Annotated in this window: 19 protein-coding genes; 11 read left to right on the top strand and 8 right to left on the bottom strand. The window is 73.5% G+C overall.

Annotated elements, in window-relative coordinates:
• Positions 1 to 30: 30 nt before the first annotated feature.
• Positions 31 to 2,445 carry an endopeptidase La gene (lon, locus tag WMF17_RS14620; protein WP_437602661.1) on the top strand — a complete coding sequence of 805 codons (2,415 nt, stop codon included), beginning with the start codon at positions 31 to 33 and terminating at the stop codon, positions 2,443 to 2,445.
• A 71-nt stretch (positions 2,446 to 2,516) separates the two neighbouring features.
• Here the strand turns inward: lon and WMF17_RS14625 are convergent, their stop codons facing one another.
• The 4 genes from WMF17_RS14625 to WMF17_RS14640 all read right to left on the bottom strand — a co-directional run bounded on the left by WMF17_RS14625 (position 2,517) and on the right by WMF17_RS14640 (position 11,650).
• Positions 2,517 to 6,479 carry a UvrD-helicase domain-containing protein gene (locus WMF17_RS14625; RefSeq protein WP_437650038.1) on the bottom strand — a complete coding sequence of 1,321 codons (3,963 nt, stop codon included), beginning with the start codon at positions 6,477 to 6,479 and terminating at the stop codon, positions 2,517 to 2,519.
• Positions 6,476 to 9,610, bottom strand: coding sequence for a PD-(D/E)XK nuclease family protein (locus WMF17_RS14630; protein WP_437650039.1), 3,135 nt, complete (start codon positions 9,608 to 9,610; stop codon positions 6,476 to 6,478). Before WMF17_RS14630 ends, WMF17_RS14625 begins: the two co-directional genes overlap by 4 nt.
• A 475-nt stretch (positions 9,611 to 10,085) precedes the next feature.
• Positions 10,086 to 10,910 carry an SRPBCC family protein gene (locus WMF17_RS14635; RefSeq protein ID WP_437602664.1) on the bottom strand — a complete coding sequence of 275 codons (825 nt, stop codon included), beginning with the start codon at positions 10,908 to 10,910 and terminating at the stop codon, positions 10,086 to 10,088.
• A 170-nt stretch (positions 10,911 to 11,080) separates the two neighbouring features.
• Positions 11,081 to 11,650, bottom strand: a complete 570-nt coding sequence (locus WMF17_RS14640) for a bactofilin family protein (protein WP_437602665.1) — start codon at positions 11,648 to 11,650, stop codon at positions 11,081 to 11,083.
• Positions 11,651 to 12,253: 603 nt separating this feature from the next.
• Between WMF17_RS14640 and WMF17_RS14645 the strand changes: the two genes are divergently transcribed.
• Positions 12,254 to 13,330 (top strand): hypothetical protein, encoded by a 1,077-nt coding sequence (locus tag WMF17_RS14645; RefSeq protein ID WP_437650040.1) that lies wholly within the window; start codon positions 12,254 to 12,256, stop codon positions 13,328 to 13,330.
• Between the two features lie 7 nt (positions 13,331 to 13,337).
• Here the strand turns inward: WMF17_RS14645 and WMF17_RS14650 are convergent, their stop codons facing one another.
• Complete coding sequence (locus tag WMF17_RS14650; protein ID WP_437650042.1) at positions 13,338 to 13,913, bottom strand: DUF99 family protein; 576 nt, start codon at positions 13,911 to 13,913, stop codon at positions 13,338 to 13,340.
• A 60-nt stretch (positions 13,914 to 13,973) separates the two neighbouring features.
• Between WMF17_RS14650 and WMF17_RS14655 the strand changes: the two genes are divergently transcribed.
• Entirely contained in the window at positions 13,974 to 14,651 is a 678-nt protein-coding gene (locus WMF17_RS14655) for a hypothetical protein (RefSeq protein WP_437650043.1), read from the top strand.
• 13 nt (positions 14,652 to 14,664) lie between these two features.
• Here WMF17_RS14655 and WMF17_RS14660 read toward each other — a convergent pair whose 3' ends face one another.
• Positions 14,665 to 15,639: a COX15/CtaA family protein gene (locus WMF17_RS14660; protein ID WP_437602670.1), complete on the bottom strand. Its 975-nt coding sequence runs from the start codon at positions 15,637 to 15,639 to the stop codon at positions 14,665 to 14,667.
• A gap of 187 nt (positions 15,640 to 15,826) precedes the next feature.
• Between WMF17_RS14660 and WMF17_RS14665 the strand changes: the two genes are divergently transcribed.
• The 7 genes from WMF17_RS14665 to WMF17_RS14695 all read left to right on the top strand — a co-directional run bounded on the left by WMF17_RS14665 (position 15,827) and on the right by WMF17_RS14695 (position 22,526).
• Positions 15,827 to 16,975, top strand: coding sequence for a diguanylate cyclase (locus WMF17_RS14665; protein WP_437602671.1), 1,149 nt, complete (start codon positions 15,827 to 15,829; stop codon positions 16,973 to 16,975).
• Positions 16,976 to 16,997: 22 nt separating this feature from the next.
• Complete coding sequence (locus WMF17_RS14670; RefSeq protein ID WP_437602672.1) at positions 16,998 to 18,485, top strand: sigma-54-dependent transcriptional regulator; 1,488 nt, start codon at positions 16,998 to 17,000, stop codon at positions 18,483 to 18,485.
• 173 nt (positions 18,486 to 18,658) lie between these two features.
• Positions 18,659 to 19,930 (top strand): TolC family protein, encoded by a 1,272-nt coding sequence (locus WMF17_RS14675; RefSeq protein WP_437650045.1) that lies wholly within the window; start codon positions 18,659 to 18,661, stop codon positions 19,928 to 19,930.
• Between the two features lie 177 nt (positions 19,931 to 20,107).
• Positions 20,108 to 20,884: a cytochrome c biogenesis protein gene (locus WMF17_RS14680; RefSeq protein WP_437602674.1), complete on the top strand. Its 777-nt coding sequence runs from the start codon at positions 20,108 to 20,110 to the stop codon at positions 20,882 to 20,884.
• A 4-nt stretch (positions 20,885 to 20,888) separates the two neighbouring features.
• Positions 20,889 to 21,167, top strand: a complete 279-nt coding sequence (locus tag WMF17_RS14685) for a CcmD family protein (RefSeq protein ID WP_437602675.1) — start codon at positions 20,889 to 20,891, stop codon at positions 21,165 to 21,167.
• Positions 21,167 to 21,310 carry a hypothetical protein gene (locus tag WMF17_RS14690; RefSeq protein ID WP_165373172.1) on the top strand — a complete coding sequence of 48 codons (144 nt, stop codon included), beginning with the start codon at positions 21,167 to 21,169 and terminating at the stop codon, positions 21,308 to 21,310. The genes WMF17_RS14685 and WMF17_RS14690 overlap by 1 nt, the downstream gene beginning before the upstream one ends.
• Positions 21,311 to 21,386: 76 nt before the next feature.
• A complete protein-coding gene (locus tag WMF17_RS14695) occupies positions 21,387 to 22,526 on the top strand; it encodes an acyl-CoA dehydrogenase family protein (RefSeq protein ID WP_437650047.1) in 1,140 nt (379 codons plus the stop codon).
• Between the two features lie 91 nt (positions 22,527 to 22,617).
• On the opposite strand, the gene WMF17_RS14700 is transcribed toward WMF17_RS14695, so the two are convergent.
• Together WMF17_RS14700 and WMF17_RS14705 are read right to left on the bottom strand one after the other, a co-directional pair.
• Complete coding sequence (locus WMF17_RS14700; RefSeq protein ID WP_437602676.1) at positions 22,618 to 23,580, bottom strand: FHA domain-containing protein; 963 nt, start codon at positions 23,578 to 23,580, stop codon at positions 22,618 to 22,620.
• A gap of 261 nt (positions 23,581 to 23,841) precedes the next feature.
• Positions 23,842 to 23,991, bottom strand: a complete 150-nt coding sequence (locus WMF17_RS14705) for a hypothetical protein (RefSeq protein WP_020735437.1) — start codon at positions 23,989 to 23,991, stop codon at positions 23,842 to 23,844.
• Positions 23,992 to 24,235: 244 nt separating this feature from the next.
• Here WMF17_RS14705 and WMF17_RS14710 point away from each other — a divergent pair, with 244 nt between their 5' ends.
• On the top strand, positions 24,236 to 25,444 hold the full coding sequence (locus WMF17_RS14710) for a protein phosphatase 2C domain-containing protein (protein ID WP_437602677.1): 1,209 nt from the start codon (positions 24,236 to 24,238) through the stop codon (positions 25,442 to 25,444).
• The last annotated feature ends 1 nt before the right edge of the window (position 25,445 follow it).

The following is a 25,445-nucleotide window of genomic DNA, read 5'->3' on the forward strand; positions in this document are numbered from 1 at the left end:
CGAGAAGAGCGCTGTACTAGGGTTGTCTGCATGCCGACCGGCGATCCTCCTTCGCGAACGCCCCCCTCGCCCGACGCCGACAGCGTCCCGATCCTCCCGCTCCGCAACTCGGTGTTGTTCCCCATGTCGGTCGTGCCGATCAACGTCGGCCGGCCGCGGAGCGTGCGCCTCGTCGAGGATCTCCTCGGCCGCGAGCGCGCGCTTGTCGGCGTGATCAGCCAGCGGTCGCCGGACGTGGATGAGCCGACGTTCAAGGAGCTCTATTCCGTCGGGACCATCGCCCGCGTCGTGAAGGTCATCCGGCTCGGCCCGAACAACTACTCGGTCGTGCTGAACGGGCTCGGCCGCTTCCGCATGAAGGCGGCGTTCTCGCTGGAGCCGTACATGCGCGCGCGGATCGAGCGCATCCCGGAGTCGCTCGTGCGCGACGTGGAGCTCGAGGCGCTCGGCGCGGGCCTGCGCGAGGCGACGCGCGAGGTGCTCGGCCTCATGCCGAACCTGCCGCGCGACACCGCGGGCATCCTCGACAACGTGCGCGAGCCCGGCGCGCTCGCGGATCTCATCGCCTCGAACTTCCCGCAGGCGCAGGCGTCGGTCGGCGACAAGCAGGAGATCCTCGAGGCGTTCGACGTGAAGGCGCGCGTCCGCCTCGTGCTCGCGATGGTCGGCCGGCAGCTCGAGGTGCTGCGGGTGAAGAAGGAGATCTCCTCCATGGTGCAGGAGGAGATGGGCAAATCGCAGCGCGAGTACATCCTCCGGCAGCAGATGAAGTCGATCAAGGAGGAGCTCGGCGAGGGCGGCGACGACGACGAGATCGAGGAGCTCCGCGAGCGGATCCGCCGCGCCAAGGTGCCGGCGGAGGTCGACAAGGTCGTGCGCAAGCAGCTCAGCCGGCTGCGCTCGATGGCGCAGCAGTCGGCCGAGTTCAACGTGACGAAGACCTACCTCGAGTGGATCGCGGATCTGCCGTGGTCCAAGACGACGGTGGACAAGCTCAGCGTCGAGAGCGTGCGGCGCTGCCTCGACGAGGATCACCTCGGGCTGGAGAAGGTGAAGAAGCGGGTCGTCGAGTACTCGGCGATCCGGCAGCTCCGCTCGGACAAGAAGGGGCCGATCCTGCTCTTCATCGGGCCGCCCGGCGTCGGCAAGACGTCGCTCGGCAAGTCGATCGCGCGCAGCATGGGGCGGCGCTACGAGCGCATCGCGCTCGGCGGCGTGCGCGACGAGGCGGAGATCCGCGGGCACCGGCGCACGTACGTCGGCGCGCTGCCCGGGCGCATCCTGCAGGCGCTCAAGAAGGCGGGGACCAAGAACCCGGTGCTCGTGCTCGACGAGGTCGACAAGATGGGCGTCGATCTGCGCGGCGATCCGGCGGCCGCGCTCCTCGAGGTGCTCGATCCCGAGCAGAACTCGACCTTCCAGGATCACTACCTCGACCTGCCGTTCGATCTGTCGCAGGTGATGTTCCTCGCGACGGCGAACAACTGGGACGGCATCCCGGGGCCGCTCGTCGACCGCATGGAGGTCATCGAGGTGCCCGGCTACACGCGGACCGACAAGCTCGGGATCGCGCGGGAGTTCCTGGTGCCGAAGCAGCTGTCGGCGCACGGGCTCACGGACGAGCGGCTGGAGTTCACGGAGCCGGGCATCGCGGCGATCATCGATCACTACACGCGCGAGGCGGGGGTGCGCGGTCTCGAGCGGCAGATCGCGGCGGTGTGCCGCTCCACGGCGGTGAAGGTCGCGGAGGGCCAGGACGTGCGCGAGGTGGCGGCGCCCGAGCACGTGGAGCAGGTGCTCGGTCCGCACAAGCACCGCCCCGAGCTCGCCGAGCGGTCGCTCCAGCCCGGGGTCGCGACCGGCCTCGCGTGGACGCCGGCGGGCGGCGAGATCCTCTTCATCGAGGCGACGAAGATGCCGGGCAAGGGCAACGTGGTGCTCACCGGCAACATGCGGAACGTGATGCAGGAGTCGGCGAGCACGGCGGTGAGCTTCGTGCGCAGCAAGGCCGAGCGGCTGCACCTCGATCCGGAGTGGCTCAAGGAGATCGATCTGCACGTGCACATCCCGCAGCACGGCACGCCGAAGGACGGGCCGAGCGCGGGGGTGACGATGTTCTCCGCGGTGGCGTCGCTGCTGCTCGGCGCGTCGGTGCGCAGCGACATCGCGATGACGGGGGAGATCTCGCTGCGCGGGCGGGTGATGCCGGTCGGCGGCATCAAGGAGAAGCTGCTCGCGGCGCACCGGGCCGGCATCCGGCACGTGCTCATCCCGGCCAAGAACCGGCGCGACCTCGAGGATGTGCCGCAGGACGTCAAGGACCAGGTCATGATCACGATGGTGTCCTCGATGGAAGAGATCCTGCCACTCGTCCTGGAGCCGCCGCGGCGCGCGCCGGTGCAGAGCGCGTCGGCGGACGAGGTCGAGGAGCAGGCCGGGGCGTAAGCGGGAGCTTCCGGGCGGGTCGGCCCAGGAGCGCGGCCTCGCGCGCGCCGCGGCCCGCGCCCGCGCGGCGGCTAACCGTGGCACGCGCGGACGAACCCGCAGCGCAGCCTGCGGCACGCCTCGACCGGGATCCCGTCGAAGCGACCCTCGGCCCCCGCCTCGGAGAAGCGCTCGGCGAGCCGGGCGAGCTCGCGCTCGAACCGCGCATGCTCCTCGTCGGCGATCGAGCCCACGGGGCCCGAGGCCTTGAGCCACACGGGCTCCACCTCGGCGCCGACGAACAGCACACCCGCGCGGATCGGGCGGTCCGGATGGCGCCTCCGCAACGCGAGCGCGTACGCCCGCAGGCGGAGCTCGTAGGGCGCGAGATCCGCCCGAGGTCGCGCGCGCTTGTACTCGATGACATCGACGAGCCCGCTCGGATGCAGCACCACCAGATCGAGCGCGAGCGCCAGCGCGAGCCTCGCCCCGCGCCGCTCTCCGGCGCTCTGGGGGTCGATATCGAGCACGAGCGCCTCCTCCCGGAGGAGCGCCGCCTCCTCGCCGCGCACCTCCCGCGCATAGGGCCCCCCCAGGAAGCGGGCGATGCCTTCGGCGATGCGCGGCGTGTCCGGGCCATGAGGCGCGAGCCCCTCGAAGGCGAGCCGCGCGACGATGTCCGCAGCCTCGGTCGGTTCACCCCAGCGCGCGCGCGGCCAGCGCTGGAGCACGCGGTGCGCGGCGCGGCCAGGAGGGCGAGGGTCGGCGCCGTCGTCGAGCTCGACACGCTCCTCGCCCGGCAGCTCAGGCGGGCCCTCGACGTCGAACAGGCCGAGCTGACCCTCGCCCGGGGGCTCGCTGATCCCGAGGAGGTGCCTCAGTCGGAAGCGGCGCGAGCACGCCTGGAGCGTCGCGAGCGACGCGGTCGCGATCAGCACGGTCTGCGCGCGCGCGGGCTCCGTCGCCGGCGCGGCCCGGGGGAGCGGCGCGGCGCGCGCGTAAGCGTCGGTGCCAGGCGCCGGCGGCCTGGCCTCCGCGAGCAACGCGCGGGCCTCGAGCGTTGCGCCGATCGTGCCGGCGAGCGGCGAGGGAGCCTCGGCGTTCGCCGTCCCCTTCAGCGTGAGCCACGCCGAGCCGCCGCGCGGCTTGACCGCGGCGCCGACGAGCACGAGCTCGCGTCGGGCACGGGTGATCGCGACGTACGTGAGCCGCTGTCGCTCGGCCCGCTCCCGCGCCCGCGCCTCGGCGCGCGCCGCGTGGAGCGTGGGCGTGCTGAGGGGCAACGACGGCCCGTGCGCCGACCCCTCGACGTCGTGGAGCGAGCCGAGCCGCGACGACCTGTCGACGCGCCGCGCGTGGTGGCGCACGAGCAGCGCGGCTGGGCGGTCGCTCGCGCCGGGGATGTAGCTCAGGCCGGGCAGATCCGCGCGGGGCTCCGCGTTGAGATCCAGGAGCACCACGGCCGGGAAATCGAGCCCCTTGCTGGCGTGGATCGTCGTGAGCCGCACGGCGTCGTCCTCGGGTGAGAAGACGGCGGCCTCCGGCTCGTCCGCCTCGTCGCGGATCCGGCGCTCTAGCCAGCGAGCGAAGCTCGCGAGCGAGCCCCCCCGCCGGCGGGCGATGGAGATCAGCCGATCGACGTTGCCGAGCCGGGCCTGGGCGCGGGGGAGCGCGGCGAGGACGCGGTCGAGATCGAACGCGGAGACCGCGGCGCGGATCGCCTCGCCAGGCGTCGAGCGGAGCGCCGCGCGGCGCAGCCCGGCGAAGCGGGCGCGGAACGCCTCGAGGCGCTCGCGATCCGCCGCGGACAGCCGCGCGAGCGCGGGGAGGGGGCGCGCGTCGCCGGGCCCATCGTCCTCCGGCCAGGGTGCCCGGCCCCCCTGCGCCCCGGCGGCGCTCGGCCAGCGGCCGAGCAGCGGGACCGTGAGGCCGCGGCCAGGAGGCGCGAGGACCGCGAGCGCCGTGTCGGAGAGCGCCACCATCGGGCCGCGAAGGACCGTCGCGAGCGCCAGTCGATCGCGCGGGTCGAGGAGCAGGCGGAGGATCGCGGCCACGTCGCGCACCTCGGCCGCATCGAAGAGCGCGCGACCCGCCACCACGTACGGGATCTCGAGGCGCGCGAGGGCGAGCTCGACGAGCGGGATCGTGCTCCGGCGCCGGGCGAGCACGGCGACGTCGCGGAAGCGCAGATCGCCGCCCGCTTGCTCGGCCGCGCCCGCGCCGCGGACGCGCCGCGCGATGTATGCGGCCGCGATCAGCGCCTCACGCAGCTGCCCCCGCGCGTCGCGGACGAGCGCGTCGACCCCGTCCGCGGCGCTGCCGTCGTCGTCGATGAGCGCGACCTCCGTCGGGCCCTGCGCGGCCCCGCCCGGCGCCGCGACGAGGTGCTCCGCCGCGCTGTAGGCGATCTCGAACTCGCGCGGCGCGCCCGGGCTGCCGTCGCGCGCCTCGAGGGCGCGGTCCTGGGCGAAATCGCGCGCCGAGAACGCGTTGATGAACGCGAGCAGCTCGGGCGTCGACCGGCGGCTCTCGCGGAGCGCGACGAAATCGGCGCTCGGCTCGGGCGACCACAGGGAAGGCGAGAGCTCGAGCGCGCGGCCCGCGGCGGCGCCCGCGAGCTCCGCGCAGACGCGGCAGAAGATCGACACGTCGGCCCCGCGGAACCCGTAGATGGATTGCTTGCGATCGCCGACCAGAAACAGCCCATGGCCCCACAGGCCGGCGGCCGTCGGGGCGACGCCGGCCGGGCGCGCCAGCGCAGCGTCGTCCCGCTCGCGCAGGAGGTACACGAGATCGCGCTGCACAGCGCTCGTGTCCTGGAACTCGTCGACGAGCAGCACGTCGACCGACCCGCGGACCGCGTCGGCGATCGCCGAATCGTCGCGCAGGCCGTCGCGGGCGGCGCGCAGGAGGTCCCCGAACCCGAGGCCGCCCTCGGTGCGGCGGATGGCCGAGAGCCGCTCGCGGATCTCCTCCAGCAGATCGACGATCCGCGCCTCGCGGCGCGACAGCGCCGGCGCCTCGCGGAGGAAGCCGAGCAGCTGCTGCGCCTTGTCGCGGTGGGTCTCACCCGGCAGCGCTTCCCGGAAGGCGAGGAGCGCCTCGTCGGCCGGCGTGCACTTGCTCTTGTGCGGCCTGCGCTGCGTGAGCAGCTCGACCAGCGGGGCGCTCGCCGCGCTCGCGGGGAAGGGCGCGCCGCCCTCGCGGCCGAGCGCCGCCGCGAGCGCCGCCGCCGGCTCGCGGAACGCCGCGCTGCCGAGCGCCGCGCTTTCGGCCGCGAGGCGGTGGAGCTCCCGCGCGAGCGCGCTAGCCTCGGCGGCGTGGTCGGGCAGCGAGAGCCGGCGCGGCGCGAGGCCGTCCTCGTCGAGCCGGTCGAGCAGCCGCGTGACCTCGCTCCGCGCGGCCTCGACGCTGCCCGTCGCGGCGACGAGCGCGCGCGCGGCCTCGGCGCGCTCGCCCCCCTCGGCGAACGCGCGGCTCAGCGCCTCGTCGACCGCGAGGTCGCTGAGCGCCTGCGCCTCCTCCTCGTCGAGGATCCGGGCGGAGGGCGAGAGCCCCATCGCGATCGCGTGCCGGTCCACGATCTGCTTGGCGACGCCGTGGAGCGTGTCGATGCGCCCCGCCGGGAGGCGGGCGAGCGCCTCCTCCGCGCGCTTGCGCAGCTCGGCCACGGGCAGCGCTGCGCCGCCGCCCGCGCCGCGCGGGGCGGCGACCGCCGCCTGCCGCGCGCGGAGGATGTCGGCGAAGGGGATGTCCGCCTCGCCATCCCACCGGGCGATCTCCCGGAGCGACCGCTCGATGCGGTGGGCGATCTCGCGCGCCGCCGCGCGCGAGAACGTCGTCGCGACGATGCGGTCCGGCGGCACCGGCGGCGCGGGGGACGCGGCGTCGGGCTGGCCGGCGGAGGTGAGGCCCAGCGTGAGCAGCACGTAGAGCGCCGTGAGGCGGTGGGTCTTGCCGGTGCCGGCGCTCGCGGCGACCACGACGTTGCGGCGGAAGGCGTAGATGAGCGCGTCGCCCTCGGTGAGCTCCGCCCCGTGCGGCGCGGGGCTCACGCGACCTCCTCCGCCGCCTCGTCCATCGGCACGACCGCGGGCCGCCGGCACACATCGCGCGCGTCACAGCGCGCGCACATCGTCGCCAGCGCCGGCCGCGGCGCGGCCTTGCCCTCCCAGAGCGCGACGACCGCCGCGCGCGCCGTGCGCGCGGCCTCCGCCCAGCCCTCGGCGAGCGCGCGCTGCTCCTCGGCCGTGCGCGGCCACAGCTCGATGAGCCCGCGCTGGCGCACGCCGATGTAGACGGCGCGCACCTCCTCCGCGCCCAGCGCGCGCGCCGCGATGGCGCTGTACAGCGGCAGCTGGAGCGCCCGCCGCCGCTCCTTGGCCTCGGGGAGCTTGCCGGTCTTGTAGTCGACGACCCGCACGACGCGCTGATCGGTCGACCGATCGATCCGGTCGATCTGGCCGTCGACCCACAGGCTCGGCGCGCCCGCCGTGCCCTCCGCGTCGTCGTCCGACGGGGGGAGCTCGAGCGGCTGCCAGGGGGCCGGCTCACCCGCGCCGAAGCGCCGCTCGGCCAGGAAGAAGCGGAGCTCCGGCGACGACTCCTCCCCGTCGATGGCGCGGACCACGACCTCCAGCACGTCGGCGATCGCCTTCTCGACCGCCTCGCGGCGGAGCGGGGCCATGGGCGCCGAGGCGCCGAGCGCCGCCTCGGCCGCCGCGCGCGCGGCCGAGAGCTGCTCGGCCGGATCGCGGTCCGGGCCGAGCTCGCGCAGCGCCTCGAACGACGCCTGCAGGGCGCGGTGGATCAGCGTGCCGCGCTCCCGCGCGTCGGCCGACTCGGCGAGGTCCTCCGCGCGGCGCACGTGCAGCACGCGGCGGGCGAACCCCGCGAACGCGCAGCCCACGGCGCGCTCGATGTGGGTGACCGCGATCGGCCTGTCGGGGTGCGCCCCGCCGATCGCGGCCCGGAGCTGCGCGCCGAGCGCGGGATCCTCGTCGAGCGAGACCCGCCCCGTGTGGAGGTCGATCGGCGCCCGCGGATCCAGGAAGAAGTCCGCGCGGGCGCGCTCGATCCGGATCCGCTCCGCGATGTCCGCCGCCGGCCGCCCGCCGCCCGCGAGGGCGATGAGCTCCGCGTCGCGCGGCCCGAGCGTCGCGGCGTCCGGGGCGACGCGCGAGGCCGGCTCCGTCCGCTGGGGGGCGCCGGCCGCGACGGCCGCCGCGAAGAGCGGGTGCGGCTCGTTCGGCTCGCTATCGTCCCCCCGCGTGAAGCAGAGGGCGACGCTCCTCGCGCCGGCGAGCGCCCAGCCGAGCTCCGCGCGCTGGGCCGCCTGGCGCTCGCGCCCCGACGCGGGGCGGCACGGCGCCGGCAGCCTCGCGCGGAGCGCCTCGCCGAGCAGCGTCTCGTCGGCGCCCGGGCTGCCGCCGTAGGCGCGCGCCTCGAGCCCGGTCACCACCACCACGTCGTGCTCGAGCGCCGTGACCCCGGCGGCGACGTCGACGCGCACGGCGCCGGCGCGGCCCGCGTCGCCGCGCGGCCCCGCGCCCTGCTCGCCGGCGGCTCGATCGAGCTCCGCGTAGACCTCCGCCGCGGACGCGGGGCGGTCCTCGCAGCCGAGATCGCGCGCCGCCCGCGCGAGCGCCTCGGCCTGCTCGCGGATCGCGCGCGCGGCCCGCGCGCCCTGACCCATCGCCTCGAGCGCGATCGCGCCGCCGCTCCGCCGATCGCCGCGCAGCGCAGCGCGGAGCTCCTCGACGCCGGGCTCCCCGAAGCTCAGCTTGTCGAGGAGCGACAGGAAGCGCCGCACGATCTCGGGCCGCGTCGTCGCCTCGCCGATCCAGCGGGCGCTGGCGAGCAGCCGCTCGAGCGCGTGCGGCATCCACGCTTCATCGTCGTCATCGCCGTGCGCGTCGCCCACGCCGTGCAGCGCCGCCAGGCCGAGATCGAGCTCCGCCTCCTCGAGCCGCGCGCCCCGCCCGGCGGTCCGCGGCGGCCCCGCGCGGCGGCCTTCGCGGCGGGCCGCCACGACCGAGATGAGGCTCTCGATGAGCAGCCGGCCCGTGCGATCCACCTCGACCGGCACGTCGCGCAGCCGGTGGGCGAGGTCGGCCGAGCGCTTCTCCGCCTCGGCGACCGAGGCGCGGTCCATCCAGGCGCCGGCGTGGACCCCGGGCGCGCGGAGGATCTCGATCGCCTGCTCGCGGCGCACCGGGCCCACGGCGAGGCGGAGGATCGCGAGCGCGACGCGCCCGTCGGGGCAGCTCGCGGCGGCGCGGCCGCGCGGCTCCGAGAAGCGGACCCCCGCGTCGGCCAGCGCGGCCCGGAGCGGCTCGAGCGCGGCGTCGTCGAGCGCGGGCACGACGACGGCGATCCGCTCGGGCGGCACCCCGCGGCCGAGCGCCGCGGCCACCTCGGCGGCGGCGGCGCGCGCCTCGCCCTCCGCGGTCCTCGCGCCGATCGCGGCGAGCGGCTCCGCCTCTCGGTCGGGCACCCACGCGATCTCCGGCGCATCGTCGAGCGAGGCCCAGCGCCGTTCCAGCGCGTCGGCCACCGCCGCCGCGCCGTCGCCCTGGAGCGCCGGCAGCTCGACGGTCACGCCCGCGCCGTCCCGCGCGCGGACGGCGGCGTGGAGCGCCTCGATCCAGGCGAGATCGTCGGGCTCCCAGGCGGCGGCGCCGCGGATCGTGACCTTGCGCGGGAGCGGCAGCGCGCTGGCCGCGCCGGCCGCTCGGAGCGCCCGCGCGAGCAGGAACCCTGCGCAGCGCGGATCCACGAGGTGCGCCACATGCAGGGCAGCGTCCGCCCGCTCGAGGACCTCGGCGATGGCGAGCGCATAAGCGGTGCCGAGCGCCCGCAGATCCGCCGGGGAGGTCCCGGCGCGCCGGAAGCTCCCGAGGGCGCGGTCCAGGGCGTGCGCGAGCGCGACGCGCGCGGCGGGCTCGGGCGGCTGCCGGAGCCGATCCGGCGGCAGCGCATCGAGGGCGAGCCGCGTGGCGAGGCGGGTCGCCTGCGGGCTCGCCATGGCGACGTCCGGTGCGAGCAGGGCGAGCGCCTCGGAGACAAAGCTCCACCGTGAACGGACTTCCTGACCCGCGGCGCGCGGGTCGCGCAGGTCGAGCGCGGCGAGCTCGCGCTCGACGTGTCGCTCGGTCGGGACGATGAGCAGGGATGTCCTGATCACCACCACGAGACGGCCAGCTGCCGCTCCTGGGAAGCGCAGGCGCCCCACGCGGCAGGACGCTGGGCGGGCGCCGGCGCGCGTGGATGCTCGTCCGGCAAGGGATACCTCACCGCACAGGCTTTACTTCATGCATCCGTCCCCTCGCAACCTCCGCCGGGCGCATGGCTTGTTGAAAAACTCCCGCAGAATGTGGGAATTCTTGTGGGAAGCTCGGAAAGCGTGTTGAAAAGCCTGTTGAGAACCACGGACGGTCCGGGCAGCGATCCTCTGTAAGCCCGCGGAATTGCAAGCAAGCGGGCGCGCCGCGGCACGCCCGGGGCGCTCCTCGGTTATCAACAGGCTCGGCGGTGCGCGGCGGCGGTTCGACGGCGACGGGGCCTCACGACGAGAGTCATGAGCAGCTTTGACGGCGGCAGCGGGGAAGGCGGGCGGCCTGGGCGCTCTGTCGGGAGATGCCCAGTCGGCGAAAGGGGAGCTACCGGCGCGCCATGTCCTTCTGCCGGCGCACGCTGTCGTCATCGGCCGGCGGCCGCTCGGACACGGTCGCTGGCGGCGGGGCGGGAGTCGCCGGCGTGCGGCTCTGCTCGTCGGCTTGCGTGGCCGGGGCGGAGCCGCTCGGGGCGGTCGCGGGCGCGCTCGCGGCGGCGCCGGGGGCGGCGGCGGCCGTGGTGCTCGCCCGCGCGCTGGCGGGCGCCGCGGCCTGTGCGCGAGTCCGCACCGCGGTCACTGCCCTGTCGGCCGCCCGGACGAGCTGCGTGGTGACGACCGAGGCCGGGAAGGGGAGCTTCGGGTCGACGAAGAGCTCGAGCTTCACGATGGTGTGGTGCTCATCGACGGCGCGGAGCCGCCACCGGGCGCGGAAATCGGAGACGTTGCCGCGCTTGTAACGCCCGGAGATCACCTCGTCGGCGCCGTCCTTCGTGGGCGGCGACATGTCGGCGACGGTCCAGATGTGCGCGGCGCCGTTCAGGATCGGCACCTGGAGATAGACCTCGCTCGTGCCTTTGCGCTTCGCCAGCACGCGGCTCTGGTCAAAGGAGCTGATGAAGGTCTTGTAGCTGCCGTAGGAGGTGACGAGCTTCCGGACGGCCGGCAGGGGCGCTTTGACGAGGATCGCTGCGCCCCCTGTGTCGATCGCGGAGGCCGGCCCGGTGGTCTTCAGGGTGTACCGGAGCGCCTTGCCGAGCGACGCGAGCTTCTCCGACTCGGCGTCGGCGGCGCGGGCCATGCGTGGCGAGAGCGAGAGGGCGAGGACGGCGAGCGAGAAGGCGATCAGGGACAGGGACCACAACTTCTTCATGGACTCTCCTGTGCGAGCAACGTCCGTCGGTGTGTGGGCTGCCGGTCACGTCGTGGGCGTGCGCCTCGGGCGGGCGAGAGCGCAGCCACTCACTACATGTACCTCGCTGAGCGGGCAGCCGCACCCCTGCACGTTACAGAAACTGTGCGATCCTCGACGGAGGTCGGAATTCAGCGGTCGGCGTCGGAGCGCTTCGCGGCCGCGCCGCGCTGCGCGGCGCTGCCGCTGTCCTCGGCGGCCCTCGCAGCTTGTCCGACGGCGTCGGCGTCGGGCTCGGAGGACGCCGCGGGCGGCCGCAGAGGCCGCTCGCCCGGCTCCTCCTCGAGAGGCGCCATCTTGCAGGAGCCGTCGAACTGCACGCCGCGATCGATGGAGATGGCGGGCGCGTGCAGCGCGCCGGTCACCTTGGAGGGCGCGTAGAGCTCGATGGCGTCGCGGGCGCGGATGCTCGCCTGGACCTCGCCGCCCGTGACGATGCACGTGACCACGTGGATCTCCCCGATCACGAGCGCGCCGTCGCCGATCACGAGCACGTCTTCGCCGCGGATCTCGCCGCGGAAGCTGCCGTCGATGCGCACCCGGCCCTCGAAGAAGAGCTTGCCTTCGAAGTGCGTGCCGCGGCCCAGGAGGGCGTTGATCTCGGTGGGCCGGAGGCCCCCCGCGTCGTCGCCGCGGGGGCCTCCGGGGGATCGCGACGAGAGGGGCGAGTCCCTGTCGCCCGGGAAGGACATCGGCTCCATGGCCCGTTGGCTTACTTCAGGCATCGTCACATTCGCAACGGGGGCGCGCGTCAGCGGGGTAACGCGCCCTCGGATGTAGCCATAAATACTCAATTATTTCCATTCATTGGCGTACTATTGGGGCAGGGTACGTTTTCTGCAGAGGGGGCCGACCGAGCAGGGTTCCCGGCGGGCTGAACGCCGGGGGGCGTGCGGAGCGCGGGCGGACGTCTGGCCGGGCGCGCGGTGGAGCGTGAGGGTCCGAAGCGACCAGGAGAGGGAGTGGAGATGACGTTCCGATCGTTGCTTGTGGCTGCCGGTATCCTGGGCAGCATCTCGGTGGCGTCCGCGCAGACGCCGCCCGAGCCGCCGAAAGCTCCGCCGACCGATCCGGTCCCGCCCGCCGAGCAAGCTCAGCCGACCGCTCCGGCGCCTGCTGCGCCGCAAGCCTCCCCGCCTGCTCCCGGCGCCCCTGCGGCTCCCGGCGCCCCTGGCGTCGCTGCTGGGCCCGTTGCTGCTCCGCCCGCCGAGCCGGCGCCACCCGCGGAGCCCGCGCCTCCGGTGCAGCCGCTGTCTCCCAGGGCGACCCCGCGACCCGAGGCAGGGCCGGCCGCTTCGCCTGCGGTGCGGTGGAGCCAGGTCACCGCGGCCGACGCCGTGCTGGAGGACGAAGAAGAGACGACCCTGCGCTGGCGCGGGTCGACGTTCACCTGGAACCAGGGCGGCAGCACGACCCTCTTCGGCGTAGGCGGGGAGTACATCCCTGCCATCCAGGTCTACGGCTGGGACTTCACGTTTCGGCCGAACTTCTACGTGCTCGATCGGCCCAAGGACAAAGTCGCGGTGTCCGCCGACATCGGCTGGGTCACCGAGCTCACGAACAGCGACATCACGACGCACTACCGGGAGCCGCAGTTCAAGGACGTGGCCCTCAACGCCCGGTACAGCCGCGAGCTCTGGGAGAGCGGTGGCGCGGAGCGAGGAGAGTACAAGACGGACGCCGCCATGCGGCTGCGGTTGACCCTGCCGACCTCGCCGGCGAGCTGGAACGCTGGCAAGTACTTCACGGTGTCGGTCGGCCCGCAGATCATCCAGAAGGTCAAGCTGCTCGGCGCGAAGGCCGACGGGCTCAACAACCTGACGGCGACGCTCGGCGTGACCTACGCGCACCTGTTCGCGCAGTCGTACACGCCGGTGAAGGGTGGCTTCGGGCGAGAGCGGATGACCCCGAGCGGGGAGGTGGCGCCCGACGATCAGCTGACCGGGGCATCCTTGGCGCTCGATCGCCTGTCCACGAGCCTCCAGGTCGACCTGCCGCTCTACAAGGACCTCTCCCTGGCGACGAGCTTCGGGCTGCTCAGCGACTTCAAGCACGAGTTCGAAGAGGGGTGTGTCGCCACCCAGACCGGCTGCGCCCCGTACGACGGCTCCCAGGGAACGACCTACGTCCCCCAGACGGCCTTCGACGTCAGCTTGAACTACCCGATCTTCGAGGTCGTCGACCTCACGCTCGGGTACAACAACACCAACCTGCAGCTCGGCTATGACGGCCAGCGGCGGAGCTTCTTCTACAGCCCAGAAGCTCAGTTCTATCTGGACATCACCGCCAACCTCGACGTCATCTACTCGAAGGTGACCGGGCGCGGTGAGAAGGTCGAGAAGCCGGGCACCGCCAGCGCCCCCGGCCGGCGGCAGCTCTAGCGCTGCGTCACGCGCGCCCGCGGCTCTCGCCGGTGGTCAGCCCGCCGGCGATGAGGTGCGCGGCGCGCAGCGGCTCGGGGAGGTGGCCGTGCACGGAGAGCCGCGCGATCAGCGCGCTCGTGTCTTCCAGCGAGATCCCGGCGCGCTGCACGTACACGCCCGCGACGGGCTCCATCGGGCCGGCGCGCTCGATGAGCGCCCACTTGCGGCGCCCTCCCCGGACGCGCGACAGGAGCGCGTCGCGGATCGCGTCGAGGTTCGGGAGGCGCCGCGCCACCACCACGATCGGGAGGGCGAGGGCGTCGCGCAGCGCCGCGACGTCGACCACGTTGAACCCCGCCACCGCGATGCCCTGGAGCATGACCACCTGCGCCTGAGCGTAGAAGCGGGAGCCGCGGATCATCGCGGCGATCGCCGGCGTGGCGTTCCGTCCGTCGCGGCGGACGCGGGTCGAGAGCACCCCCTCGAGGCGCAGCCCCGCGAAGACGGTCCCGACGATCGGCACGTCGCCGCGGTGGTCGCGGGCGAACGGCGCGTCGTCGACGCCGATGACGTGCGAGAGGCGGGCGACTCGAGGCGGCACGCGTCGAGCTTAACGTGCTGCCGTCTTCTCCGGGCCAGGCGGTCGTGCTGTACTGGTCCGGTGCGACCTCCCCGGCATCTCTCGCTGAGCTTCTCGCTGAGCCTCTCGCTGGCCCTCGGCCTCGCCGCGCCGCTGGCCCTCGCGCAGGGCGCTCCGGCCGCCCCGAAGGCCGCCGCCCCGGCGCCGGCGAAGCCCGCCGCCCCGCAGAAGGCGGCGGCCGGCGCCGCGCAGGCCCCCCGGAAGCGCGCCCCGCGCGCGCGCAAGCCGAAGCCGAAGGAGGCGCCGGTGGATCTCACCGGGCGGCCGGTCGCCACCTTCCCCGGCTTCCGCATGCTCCCGACCGGGGGCTCGCGCGTCTTCGTGCAGATCCACGGCGGCAAGGTCGACGTCGCCGAGTCGAAGGCCGCGGGGCGCCTCGTCTACCGGATGAAGGGGGCGGGGGCGATCCAGACGAACCGCTTCCCGCTCGTCACCTCGTTCTTCGCGACCCCGGTGACCCAGGTGCAGCTCGTCGACCAGGGCAACGACCTCGACATGGTGATCGACCTGCGCGCGCAGACCGACGCGACCTACCGCGTGGTCGAGACCGATCAAGGGATCGTGCTCCAGGTCGACTTCCCCCCGTCCCTCCCCGAGCAGCGCGCCCCGACGCAGGCCGAAGAACAGCGAAAGCGCGCCGTCCGCAGCACGATCTCGCAGGAGCCCGCGGGCAGCGACGAGAGCTCGAGCGAGCTCTAGTCCTCGCGTCGGGCTACCCCAGGGTGGCGACCGCCTCCGGCTGCGTCTTCTCCCCGCGCGGGCCCGCGTCCGCCGCCCCGGCCGGCTCGCTCAGCGCGGCGGCCGCGAGCGTGACGAGGACCATCCACAGCGCATCGGCGAGCAGGAGGTGGACGAGCTGCATCCACACCGGCGCGAGCAGCAGGAGGTTGAGGACCCCCGCGCCGATCTGCAGCAGCACGAGCCCTCCGGTCGCCGCCGCGAGCCGCTCGACAAGCGGCGAGGGGCGCCGGGCCGCGATCGCGCCGCGGGCGTAGAGCAGGTAAACACTCACGACCGCCGCCACGACCGGGTGCAGCACGCGCAGCGACACAAGGAAGTGCGCCGTGGGCGACAAATGCTGCGCGAGCCCCTCGCGGAGCGAGCCCACCGCGAAGAGCGTGTCGCCGAGCGCCGCGATGGCCCCCGTCACCCCCACCGCGAGGACGCCCAGGAGCGCGGCGGCGAGCAGCGCGCCCGTCGCGCCCTGGCCGCGCAGGCGCACGCGCCGGCCCCCGCGCGCCCAGTAGAGCGTGCACGTCATGGCGCCCACCAGCAGGAACGTGTTGATGAGGTGCACGGCCATCCAGAGCGCGCGGGCCGCCGACGCGTCGTTGGCGACGTACTCGAGCAGGACGATGCCGGCGCCGACCGCCGCCTCGGTGACCATGAGCAGCATCGACGCGGCCGCGCCGCCGCGCACCGGGTGGCCCGTCGGGTAGGCGACCAGGGCCCAGACGAGCTGCAGCGCGACGAGCAGGAAGGCGACGCCCGAGGTGGCGCGGTGCGTGAACTCGATGAAGGTCGCCGCGCTCGGAGATCGTGGGATGACGTCGCCGTTGCACGTGGGCCAGTGGCTGCCGCAGCCGGCCCCCGAGCCTGTCGCGCGCACGAACGCGCCCCACACGATCACGCCGAGCGTGAAGGCCAGCGCGACCGCCGCGAGCTTCCAGAACCGCGCCTGATTCATGCGGAGGTCCTTACCGCGAAACCGGGGCGATGACAGCTCGCGCGCGACAGGCAACGCGCGCGCGATTCATGCGAGGGCCCGCGCGGCGCGGTGCCGACGAGCGGACGGCGTGCCCGGCGACGAGAGGCGGCCTCCGCGAGCGTGCGATCTCGTTGCGCCCGGCCCCGCCCGAAGGGAGGATGTGACCGTGCCGAACAGCGAGGACATCCGTGGCGCTCCGCTCTCTGTGCCGGTCGAGCTCCTGAGCAGCCGACCGGCCAGGATCGTTGTCGCCGACGACGACCGTCTCGCGCGGCAGATGCTCGTGAGCATCCTCCAGAAGGCCGGCTTCCAGGTCGAGGCGGTCGACGATGGCCAGGAGGCGATCGAGCTCATCGGTCGGGGAGGGGTCGACCTCGCCCTCCTCGACATCGTGATGCCCCGGCTCACGGGCCTCGAGGCGTGCCGGCTGCTCAAGAGCATGACCGCAGAGACGTTCCTCCCCGTCGTGCTGGTCACGGTGAAGACCGACACCGCGAGCCGGGTCGAGGGGCTCAAGATCGGCGCCGACGATTATGTGTGCAAGCCGTTCGAGGAGGAGGAGCTGCTCGCGCGGGTCGGGGCGATGCTCCGGATCAAGCGGCTGCACGACCACGTCGCGGCGCAGCGCGCCTACCTGGAGCAGCTCTCCATCCACGACGAGATGACGGGGCTCTACAACTACCGCTACCTCTTCACGCGGCTCAACGAGGAGTTCAAGCGCGCGGAGCGCTACCACGAGCCGTTCGCCTGCGTGCTCGTCGACATCGATCGGCTGAAGGCGATGAACGACATCGGGGGGCGCACGCTCGGCGACGCGGTGATCCGGCGCATCGCCGACGGGATCCGCCGCTCGGTCCGGGAGGTCGACGTGATCGCGCGCTACGGCGGCGAGGAGTTCCTCATCGTCCTGCCGAGCACGCACTTCGCCGGGTCGCTGACCGTGGCCGAGCGGATCTGGCGCGAGGCCTCCGGCAACCCGGTCGAGTTCGGCGGCGCGTCGAGGCCGTGCAGCGTGTCGATCGGCGTCTCGCTCTACCCCTCGCGCGACGTCCGCTCCAAGGACGCGCTCATCCGCGCCGCGGAGAGCGCGCTCCACCAGGCCAAGCGCGAGGGCGGCAACCGGATCTGCGTCTTCCAGCAGCACGGCCAGATCTACACGCCGACCGGGAGCGCCGAGCCGCCGCCCCCGCCGCCCCCGGGCAAGCTCCGGCGGTCCAGCGATCCCGCCTTCCCCGCGGCCCAGGACGAGCCGAGGGAGCCGCAGACGCGCCGGGGCGCCGATCTCGCGCCGCTCACCTCACGCAAGCCCATCTAGTCCTGCCCCGCCGCCCCGCCTCGTGAACGCCAGAGCTCGCGCCCGTATCCTCCTCGTCGACGACGAGCCCGCCCAGCGCCGCGGCCTCGCGCGCGCGCTCGTGCGCGACTTCGACGTCCTCACCGCGGAGGACGGCCCCGCGGCGCTCGGGCTGCTCGCGACCACCCGCGTCGAGGCGGTGCTGCTCGACCTCGCCATGCCGCGCATGAGCGGCGCCGAGGTGCTCGACCAGATCAAGGCGGCGTACCCCGACGTCGAGGTCGTGGTGATGGCCGGCCACGACGAGGTCGACGCCGCGGTCGCGGCCGTGCGCGCCGGCGCATATGCGTTCGTGATGAAGCCCGTCGAGCCGGAGGCCGCGCTCTCGATCGCGATCGAGCGCGCCGTCGAGCGCCGGCGGCTCGCCGGGCGCGCGAGGGCCCTCGAGGAGCGCGTCGGCGAGCACGAGCAGCTCGGCGAGGTGATCGCGAGCTCCGCCGCGATGCAGGACGCGTATCGGAGGGCGCTCGGCGTGGCGTCCGTGGGCGCGCCCATCCTGCTGTCGGGCGAGCGCGGGACGGGCAAGGAGCTCGTCGCGCGCGCCGTCCACCGGCGCGGGCCGCGCGCCGGGCGGCGGTTCGTCGCGGTCGACTGCGGCGCGCTCCCGGCGTCGCGCGCCGAGGAGGAGCTCTTCGGCGGGGAGCGCGAGACCTCGCCGGACGGGCGCGCCGGCGGGGGCCTGATCGAGGCGGCGGACAGCGGCACGCTCTTCCTCGACGAGGTCTCGGCGCTGCCGCTCGCGGCGCAGGCCAGGCTGCTGCGGGTCCTCACGCGCGGCGAGGTCGCGGGGCCGGGGGGCGAGCCGCGCCGCGTCGACGTCCGTGTCATCGCGTCGACGTGCGCCGATCTGAGGGAGCGCGCCGCCGCCGGACAGTTCCGGGAGGATCTCCTGTACCGCCTCGGCGTCATCGTCATCGAGCTGCCGCCGCTCCGGCGGCGCCGGGAGGACATCGCGCTGCTCGCGAGCCACTTCCTGCACCGGTGCGCGCGCAGGCACGAGCGCGACGTCAAGCGGATCGGCCCCGAGGCGGCGCGCCTCCTGCGCGAGCACGCCTGGCCGGGCAACGCGGGCGAGCTCGAGAGCGCGATCGAGCACGCCGTGCTCTCCGCCCGCGGCGACGCCGTCCTGCCCGCGGATCTGCCGCCCTCGGTGTCGGGGCGCGCGGGGCCGGATCGGCGCCCTCCGAGGGACGCGCTCGTCCTGCCCGCGCAGCTCTGCGAGCTCCCGTACGCGGAAGCCAAGGAGCGCGCCATCGACGCGTTCGATCGGATCTACATCGGGCGCCTGCTGCAGCGCACGGGCAACAACCTCAGCGAGGCGGCGCGCCAGGCGGGCATGGATCGCTCGAATTTCCGGAGGCTCAAGAAAAAGGTCGCGTCGAGGGGAGACGAGGCGGCCGAGGGGGACGGGGCGGGGGACGGGGAAGGCGCGGGGGCAGCGGCGGCGCCGGACGGGGACGAGGCGGGCTGACGCGCGCGCGCCGCGCGCCGCGCAAGCGCGTGGCCGGCTCGTGCTACGTTGCGCCGAAAATGGCCCGACGCGCTGCACGAGGTGCCCTTGCCGCCGCCGTCTCCCTCGCGGTCCGGCTCGCCCCGCTCCCCGCCGCCGCCGACACCGGCGCGGCTCCCCCGAGACAGGCGGCGATGATCCACGATCTCCCCCGCGTCCTCGCGCTCGCCGACCGCAATCACCCGCACGTCCTCGCCGCCCGCGCGAAGCTCAACCAGGTCCGCGCGCAGCTCGACGAGGCCCGCTACGCCCCGTTCTCGCAGTTCAAGCTGACCGGCGGCGTCGCCCTCGCGCCGACCGTCCGCGGCAACAACATCTTCAGCCCGAACACCGACGTCTCGCTCACCTCGAGCCTCGGGGTCGCCTGGCGCGCCAACATCGACGGCGTGGTGCCGCTCTGGACCTTCGGGAAGATCACGAGCCTCTGGGACGCCGCCGAGGCGAACGTCCGCGTGAGCCAGGCGAGCGTGGAGAAGGAGCGGGACGCGGTGCGACTCGACGTCCGCAAGGCTTACTTCGGCCTCCAGCTCGCGCGCGACTCGCGGAGCCTGCTCACGGACGTGAGGACCGAGATGGACAGGGCGCTCCGCCGCCTGGAGGAGCAGGTCGAGAGCGACGAGGGCGATCCGATCGAGCTGCTCAAGCTCCAGACCTTCGGGGCCGAGCTCGAGGCGCGCGGGGCGGAGGTCGAAAAGTACGTCTCGGTCGCGCTGGCGGGGCTGCGCTTCTACACGGGCGTCGCGGAGCTCGACATCCCCGACGTCCCGATCCGCCCGCCGAAGCACCAGCTCGGGCACGTCAGCCGATACCTGACCGCGGCGCGCCTGTACCGGCCGGAGCTCGCGCAGGCGCGCGCGGGCCTCGACGCGAGGTCCGCGCAGGTGCGGCTCGCGCGCGCGCAGCTGTTCCCCGACATCGGCATCGGCCTGCAGGTCGGGGTGAGCGCCGCGCCCGAGGTCGCGGATCAGCTGAACCCGTTCACGAGCGACCCCGGCAACTACTTCCACTACGGCGCCGCGCTCGTGCTGCAATGGAAGCTCGACCTGCTCCCGCAGTCGGCGCGCATCCGCTTCGCCGAGGCGCAGCTCGAGGAGATGGCCGCGACGCAGCGCTTCGCCATGGGCGGGGTCGCGACCGAGGTCGAGACCGCCTACGCCGAGGTCGTGGAGGCCCAGAAGCGCCTCGAGGCCTACACGAAGGCGGCCAGGTACGGGAAGCGCTGGCTCGTGATGGTGCAGACAGGGATCGACGTCGGGACGATGGCGGAAAAGGACTTGATTGATCCAGCCAAGGCGTACGCCACGAACCGCTTCAACCAGCTGAACGCGACGATGGAGCTCGACATGGCGATGTCGCGCCTCGCGAAGGCGACCGGCTGGGACGCGATCGCTCCGGATGGTACTTGACCGAGGGGGCGGCCGCGCTGAGCGAGGGGGTCGCCTCGCCGCGCCTCCCGCCCTCGCCGCTGCCTCGTCGACCTTCGCCGCCGCCTCGCCGCCCCTCGCCGACCTTCGCCCGCCCCGCGTCCGACCCCAACCGCGGCTTGAACGCGACCGTCCTTGGCACTACGGTGGCGCGCTAGCATGGGAGCCAACGACGAGCGGGCGCCGCGCAGGGTGGCTTTGGCAGCGAGCGGGGACACGGCGGCGCGCGGCGCGTCGGGAGGCTCCAGCATCGCCTTCTCGGTCCTGCTCGCCGCGTCGGCCCTCGCCATCATCGGCACCCTCCATTTCGTCGCCTACGTCGTGCCGACGGAGGCCTCGATGGGGATCGTGCAGAAGATCTTCTACTTCCACGCCCCGGCCGGGTACGCGATGTACCTCGGTGCGACCGCCTGCTTCATCGGCTCCGCCGGCTACCTCGCGCGCGGCACGCAGTGGTGGGACTCGCTGGCGAAATCCGGCGCGCAGGTCGCCGTGGCGATGGGCCTGATCGTCCTCATCACCGGCCCGCTCTGGGCCGCCAAGGCGTGGGGCGTGTACTGGACGTGGGACCCGCGCCTGACGACCTCGCTGCTCAGCGTCCTTATCTACATCGCCTATGTCGTGCTCCGCGCCTTCACGGGCGACAGCGATGCCGAGCGCAAGTTCGCCGCGGCCCTCGGCGTCCTCGGCGCGGCGAACCTGCCGATCATCCATTATTCGGTGAAGATGTGGGGTGGCAACCATCCCACGGTCATCACGGGCAAGGGCGGCGGCCTCGGGCATCCGGACATGAAGCTGGCGCTCGGCCTCGGCTTCCTCTCTTTCACCCTGCTCTCCCTCGCGCTCCTGTGGGCGCGCCTCCGCGTCGATCTCGCGTCGGCGCGGCTCGCGGAGCTCGAGCAAGAGGCCCTCGAAGTCGGTATCGGAGAGGACTGATAACGTGAAATCCCTTCATTCCTTGTTCGCCCACGCGGCCCTGCAGCAACCGACGGACACGGCCTTGGGCGACCGAGCGCAGGCGTTCCGCCCCGTGGAGGGCGGCAACCAGATGCAGAGCGGAGAGAAGCTGCTCGTCGAGGCCTACGCCGCGATCTGGCTCATCGTCTTCGCGATGGTCTTCCTCTCCTGGCGCCGGCAGAAGCAGATCGACCGGCGGATCGACGTGCTCGAGGCCGCCGTGCAGAAGGCGCGGGCCGGCGCGGGCCAGGGGACGAGCTGATGCCGAACCTCGGGGAGATGACCCCGCAGCACGCGCTCTACATCCCCGTGGTGCTGATGCTGGGGCTGATCGTCGGCTACATCCTGGGCAGCCGCGCCGTGCGCGCCGAGCTCGAGCGACGTAAGCGCAGAATGAAGGAGTGACGGGGGCGCGAGCCCTCGTCCCGCGTTGCCGGCGGGCTCGGTGAGCGCCGTCCCCGCCGCACTAGCCGGAGGTCACGTGGTCGATTTCTCTGTGAGCGAAGAGCACAAGGCTCTCATCGATACGGCGCGGCGCTTCACGAAGGAGCGCGTCACCCCGATCGCGGCCGAGTGCGACCAGAAGTCGTACTTCCCGATGGATGTCTTCGTGGAGGGCTGGAATCTCGGCCTCGTCAACCCGACCTGTCCGGCCGAGTACGGCGGCCCGGGGATGGGCGAGCTCGAGAACGCCCTCCTCGCCGAGGAGCTCTCGTACGGGTGCACCGGGATCCAGACGAGCTTCCTCGCGAACGGCCTCGCGCTCACGCCCATCAAGCTCGCGGGCAGCGAGGAGCAGAAGAAGAAATACCTCGGCATGCTCACCGCCGAGCCGATCATGGCGAGCTACTGCACGAGCGAGCCGGACGCGGGCAGCGACGTCGCTGGGCTCAAGACCCGCTTCGTCAAGCACGGGGACGACTACGTGCTGAACGGGCAGAAGTGCTGGATCACGAACGCGAGCTACGCGCGCTACTACGTCATCTTCGCGACCTCGAACCCGGAGCTCCGGCACAAGGGGATCGCGGCGTTCATCGTCGATCGCGACACGCCCGGCCTCCGCGTCGGCAAGAAGGAGGACAAGCTCGGCCAGCGGGCGAGCGACACCGCGCAGGTGTTCCTCGATGACGTGAAGGTGCCGAAGGAGAACCTCCTCGCGCCGGAGGGCCAGGGCTTCAAGCTCGCGATGGAGACGTTCAACCAGACCCGCCCCGACATCGGCGCGGCCGCGACGGGCCTGATGCGGCGCTGCCTCGAGGAGTGCGTGGCCTACGCCAAGGAGCGCAAGACGTTCGGCCAGCCGATCGGCAACCACCAGCTCATCCAGTGGATGCTCGCGGAGATGGCGATCCGCGTCGAGGGGACGCGCCTGCTCTACCAGAAGGCCGCGTGGAACCTCGATCACGGGGTGCGCGATCCGATCGTCTCGAGCTTCGCGAAGGCCTACGGCGCCGACAGCGCCATGCAGACCGCCGTGGACGCCGTCCAGGTGTTCGGCGGCAACGGCTACGTGAAGGAGTACCCCGTCGAGAAGATGATGCGCGACGCGAAGGTCCTCCAGATCTACGAAGGCACGAGCCAGATCCAGCGCATCGTCATCGCCCGCCAGCTCCTGTCGTAGCGCGCGCCGCACGCTGCGCGGCGGCGAGGGGCGAGGGTCGAGGCCGGAGGGACGCCGGCCTCGACCCTCGCCGCCGCGAGGGCCGCCGGCTTCACGTCTGCGGGTGCCAGATCAGCGTCAGCTCGGGGCCCAGGGTGAGGGCCAGACCCTCGGCGGGGATCATCACGCGGCGGACCTTCTGGCCCGCGTACCTCGTCCCGTTCGTCGAGCAGAGATCGAGGGCCATGATCTCGGTGCCGTCGCGCAGGAGCAGCAGGTGGGTCCGCGAGATGTGGGTGCTCAGGACGGCGCGCAGCCCGCGGTCCAGGCAGTTGTCGGCGCGCCCGAGCAGCACGCCGTCGTCGAGCGCCTGCTCGGGCAGCTCGACCGCGGCGCTGCGCTCGCTCGACTGGAGCGTGAGCCGAACGTACCCGGTCTTCGCGCGCGGCGCGACCATCTCCTCGATGTGCGAGACGGGTCGCACCGACGTGATGTGCGAGATCTCCCCGCGAGCGAACCGATGGCTGGTCGTGATGCCCTCGGTCGGCGCCGGGGGCGCGGCGCTGTCGGCGAGCTTCTCCGCGATGCTCTCGATCCCGCGCGGCGGCTCGCTCATCCCGCACGAGCTCACCTGCAGCACCCGCGACGAGGCGCGCGGCCCGACCGGGAGCCCGCCGACCACATGCTTGCCGATGCGCACGAGCAGCGGGCCGCTGACCACGATCGACCGCCGCGGCACGTCGTCGTCGACGAAGAACGGGATCGAGGTCTGCAGATCCATGAGCCGCAGGCCGAAGGCGCCGTCGGGGAGGTTGCAGCAGGTGGCGACCAGGTGGCGCACGCACACGTCGTCGCCCGACGCAAACTTCACGTCGCAGCGCGGGTGCGAGCCGAAGACGGCGTACGCCCCGGTGTTCGCGGGCATGTCCAGCCACGCGACGTCGCCGCCCGACACCCGGAACAGCCGGTATCCATCGAGCATCGGCGACTCGGGCGGGTTCAGCGCCATCACCGCCTCGGCGGTGGACAGGGCGCGCCGCATGGCGGCGACGTCGATCCGCGGTTGCACGGTCATCGCGCGCTCCAGATGATGCGCCAAGCCGCGCGCGCGATCGTTCGCCGCGCCGGCCCGCCGGGCTCGAGCGTGAACGGCGGAATCGCTGTGCGAGCCTGCGGCGGCGCCGCGGCAGGAGCGAGCGTGGTGGATGGCAGACAGCAGCAAGGCCTCATGCGGTCGAGCCGAATCCTACCGGAATTTTTCGTCTGGGGCTCTTTCGCTGCGCGCCCCGAATCTGCTGCGGCCGGTGGGCGCGGGCCGAGACGACGGCTGTCCGGCTCAGCTCACGCCGACGCTGACCTCCGCAACCAGCTCGCCACCCCAGCGCCAGAAGGCCACCGAGCGGCTGAACAGGAGGATGACCTCCAGCCCGAGCCCGCCGCCGAATTCGAGCCGAAAGCGCCCGACGTCCACCTCGATGAGTTGCATGCCCCAGGAAGACGCGAGAGTCGGGCCAACCGTGGATCCGTGCGCGTTGCACGCTGGTGTGTCTGCCGGGGGCACGGCCTCGCCGCGGCCGGTGCGCACGGCGCGCCGGGCCGCCGGCGTGTCCCCGGCAACGATCGCGCGGCGCGGCCCAGGGACCCGGGGGGCGAGCGCGGGCGAGCGGGCGCGCGGTCGTCAAGAGCCGCGCGATTTTGACGCCGCCCGCACGGTGTCTATCCTGGTCGCGGTGTCCCAGATCCTCCCGCGCTTCGACTATCGTATCGAGTTCGCCGCATCGACCGATGTCGGCCTCGTCCGCCCGAGCAACGAGGACCGGATCCTCTGTTGCCCCGAGCTCGCCCTCTTCGGCATCGCCGACGGGATGGGCGGCCACGCCGCCGGGGAGGTCGCCGCCCAGATCGCGATCGACACGTTGCGCGACGAGGTGCTCCGCCCGCCCGCGGCCGCCATCCTCGACGCGTACGTGGCCGACCCGAACATCGAGGCGCGCCGCGAGGTGTTCGCGCTGCTCCGCCGCGTGGGCGAGGCGGCGCACGCGGCCATCCTGGAGGCGCGCCGCACCGAGCCGAGCTACCAGGGGATGGGCACGACGCTCGACTTCGTGGTGCTCGCGCACAGCCGGGCCTTCTTCGCCCACGCGGGCGACAGCCGCGCGTACCTCGTTCGCCCGACCACCACCGTCCAGCTCACGCAGGACCACGCCCTCTACGACACGCTCCGTGCGGCCGGCAACCCGACGCCGGCCAGGAAGCCGCAGCGGAACCCGCTCGTGAACGCGATCGGGCTCGCGGGCACCGTCTCGGTGGACACCCTGTTCGTCGATCTCTCGCGCGGCGATCGCATCCTCCTCTGCACCGACGGGGTGCACAACGCGATCGACAGCGAGGCGTCGCTCTCCCGCTTCTGCGCGAAGGGCGGCCCCGAGGACGTCGCCGCGGGCCTCCTCAAGCACGCGCGCGACCGGGGCGGGCTCGACAACGCGAGCGTGATCGTCATCGACATCAAGGAGCGCTTCGTGAAGCGCGCGGACGACGCCGGTCCGTCCTCGCGCGACCTCTCGGTGATCTCCGCCTGCCCGCTCCTCGCCGGCATGAGCCCGGCCGCGGTGCTCGGGGCGCTCGCGGCGGGCGTCGAGGTGGAGCTCGGCGCGGGCGATCGCATCCCGCGCGACGTCGCGAGCGATCTTGTCGCCTACCTGGTGCTCGACGGGGCCGTGGACCTGGCCGACGGGCGGCGGATCGTCTCCTCAGGCCTGCTCTTCCCCGAGTCGCTCGTGGGCGCGCGTCGCAAGGGCGATCTGCCCGTGGCCGCGGCGCGGACGCGGCTCATCCGGATCCGCAAGGACGACTTCGCCGAGGTGTGCGACCACGACGCCGAGCTCGCGGCCGCCCTGTACCAGCGGCTCGCGCGGTACCTCGCCCTGGGGACCGGCTGAG

Source organism: Sorangium sp. So ce362 (assembly GCF_051519845.1).
Classification (GTDB): Bacteria; Myxococcota_A; Polyangia; order Polyangiales; family Polyangiaceae; genus Sorangium.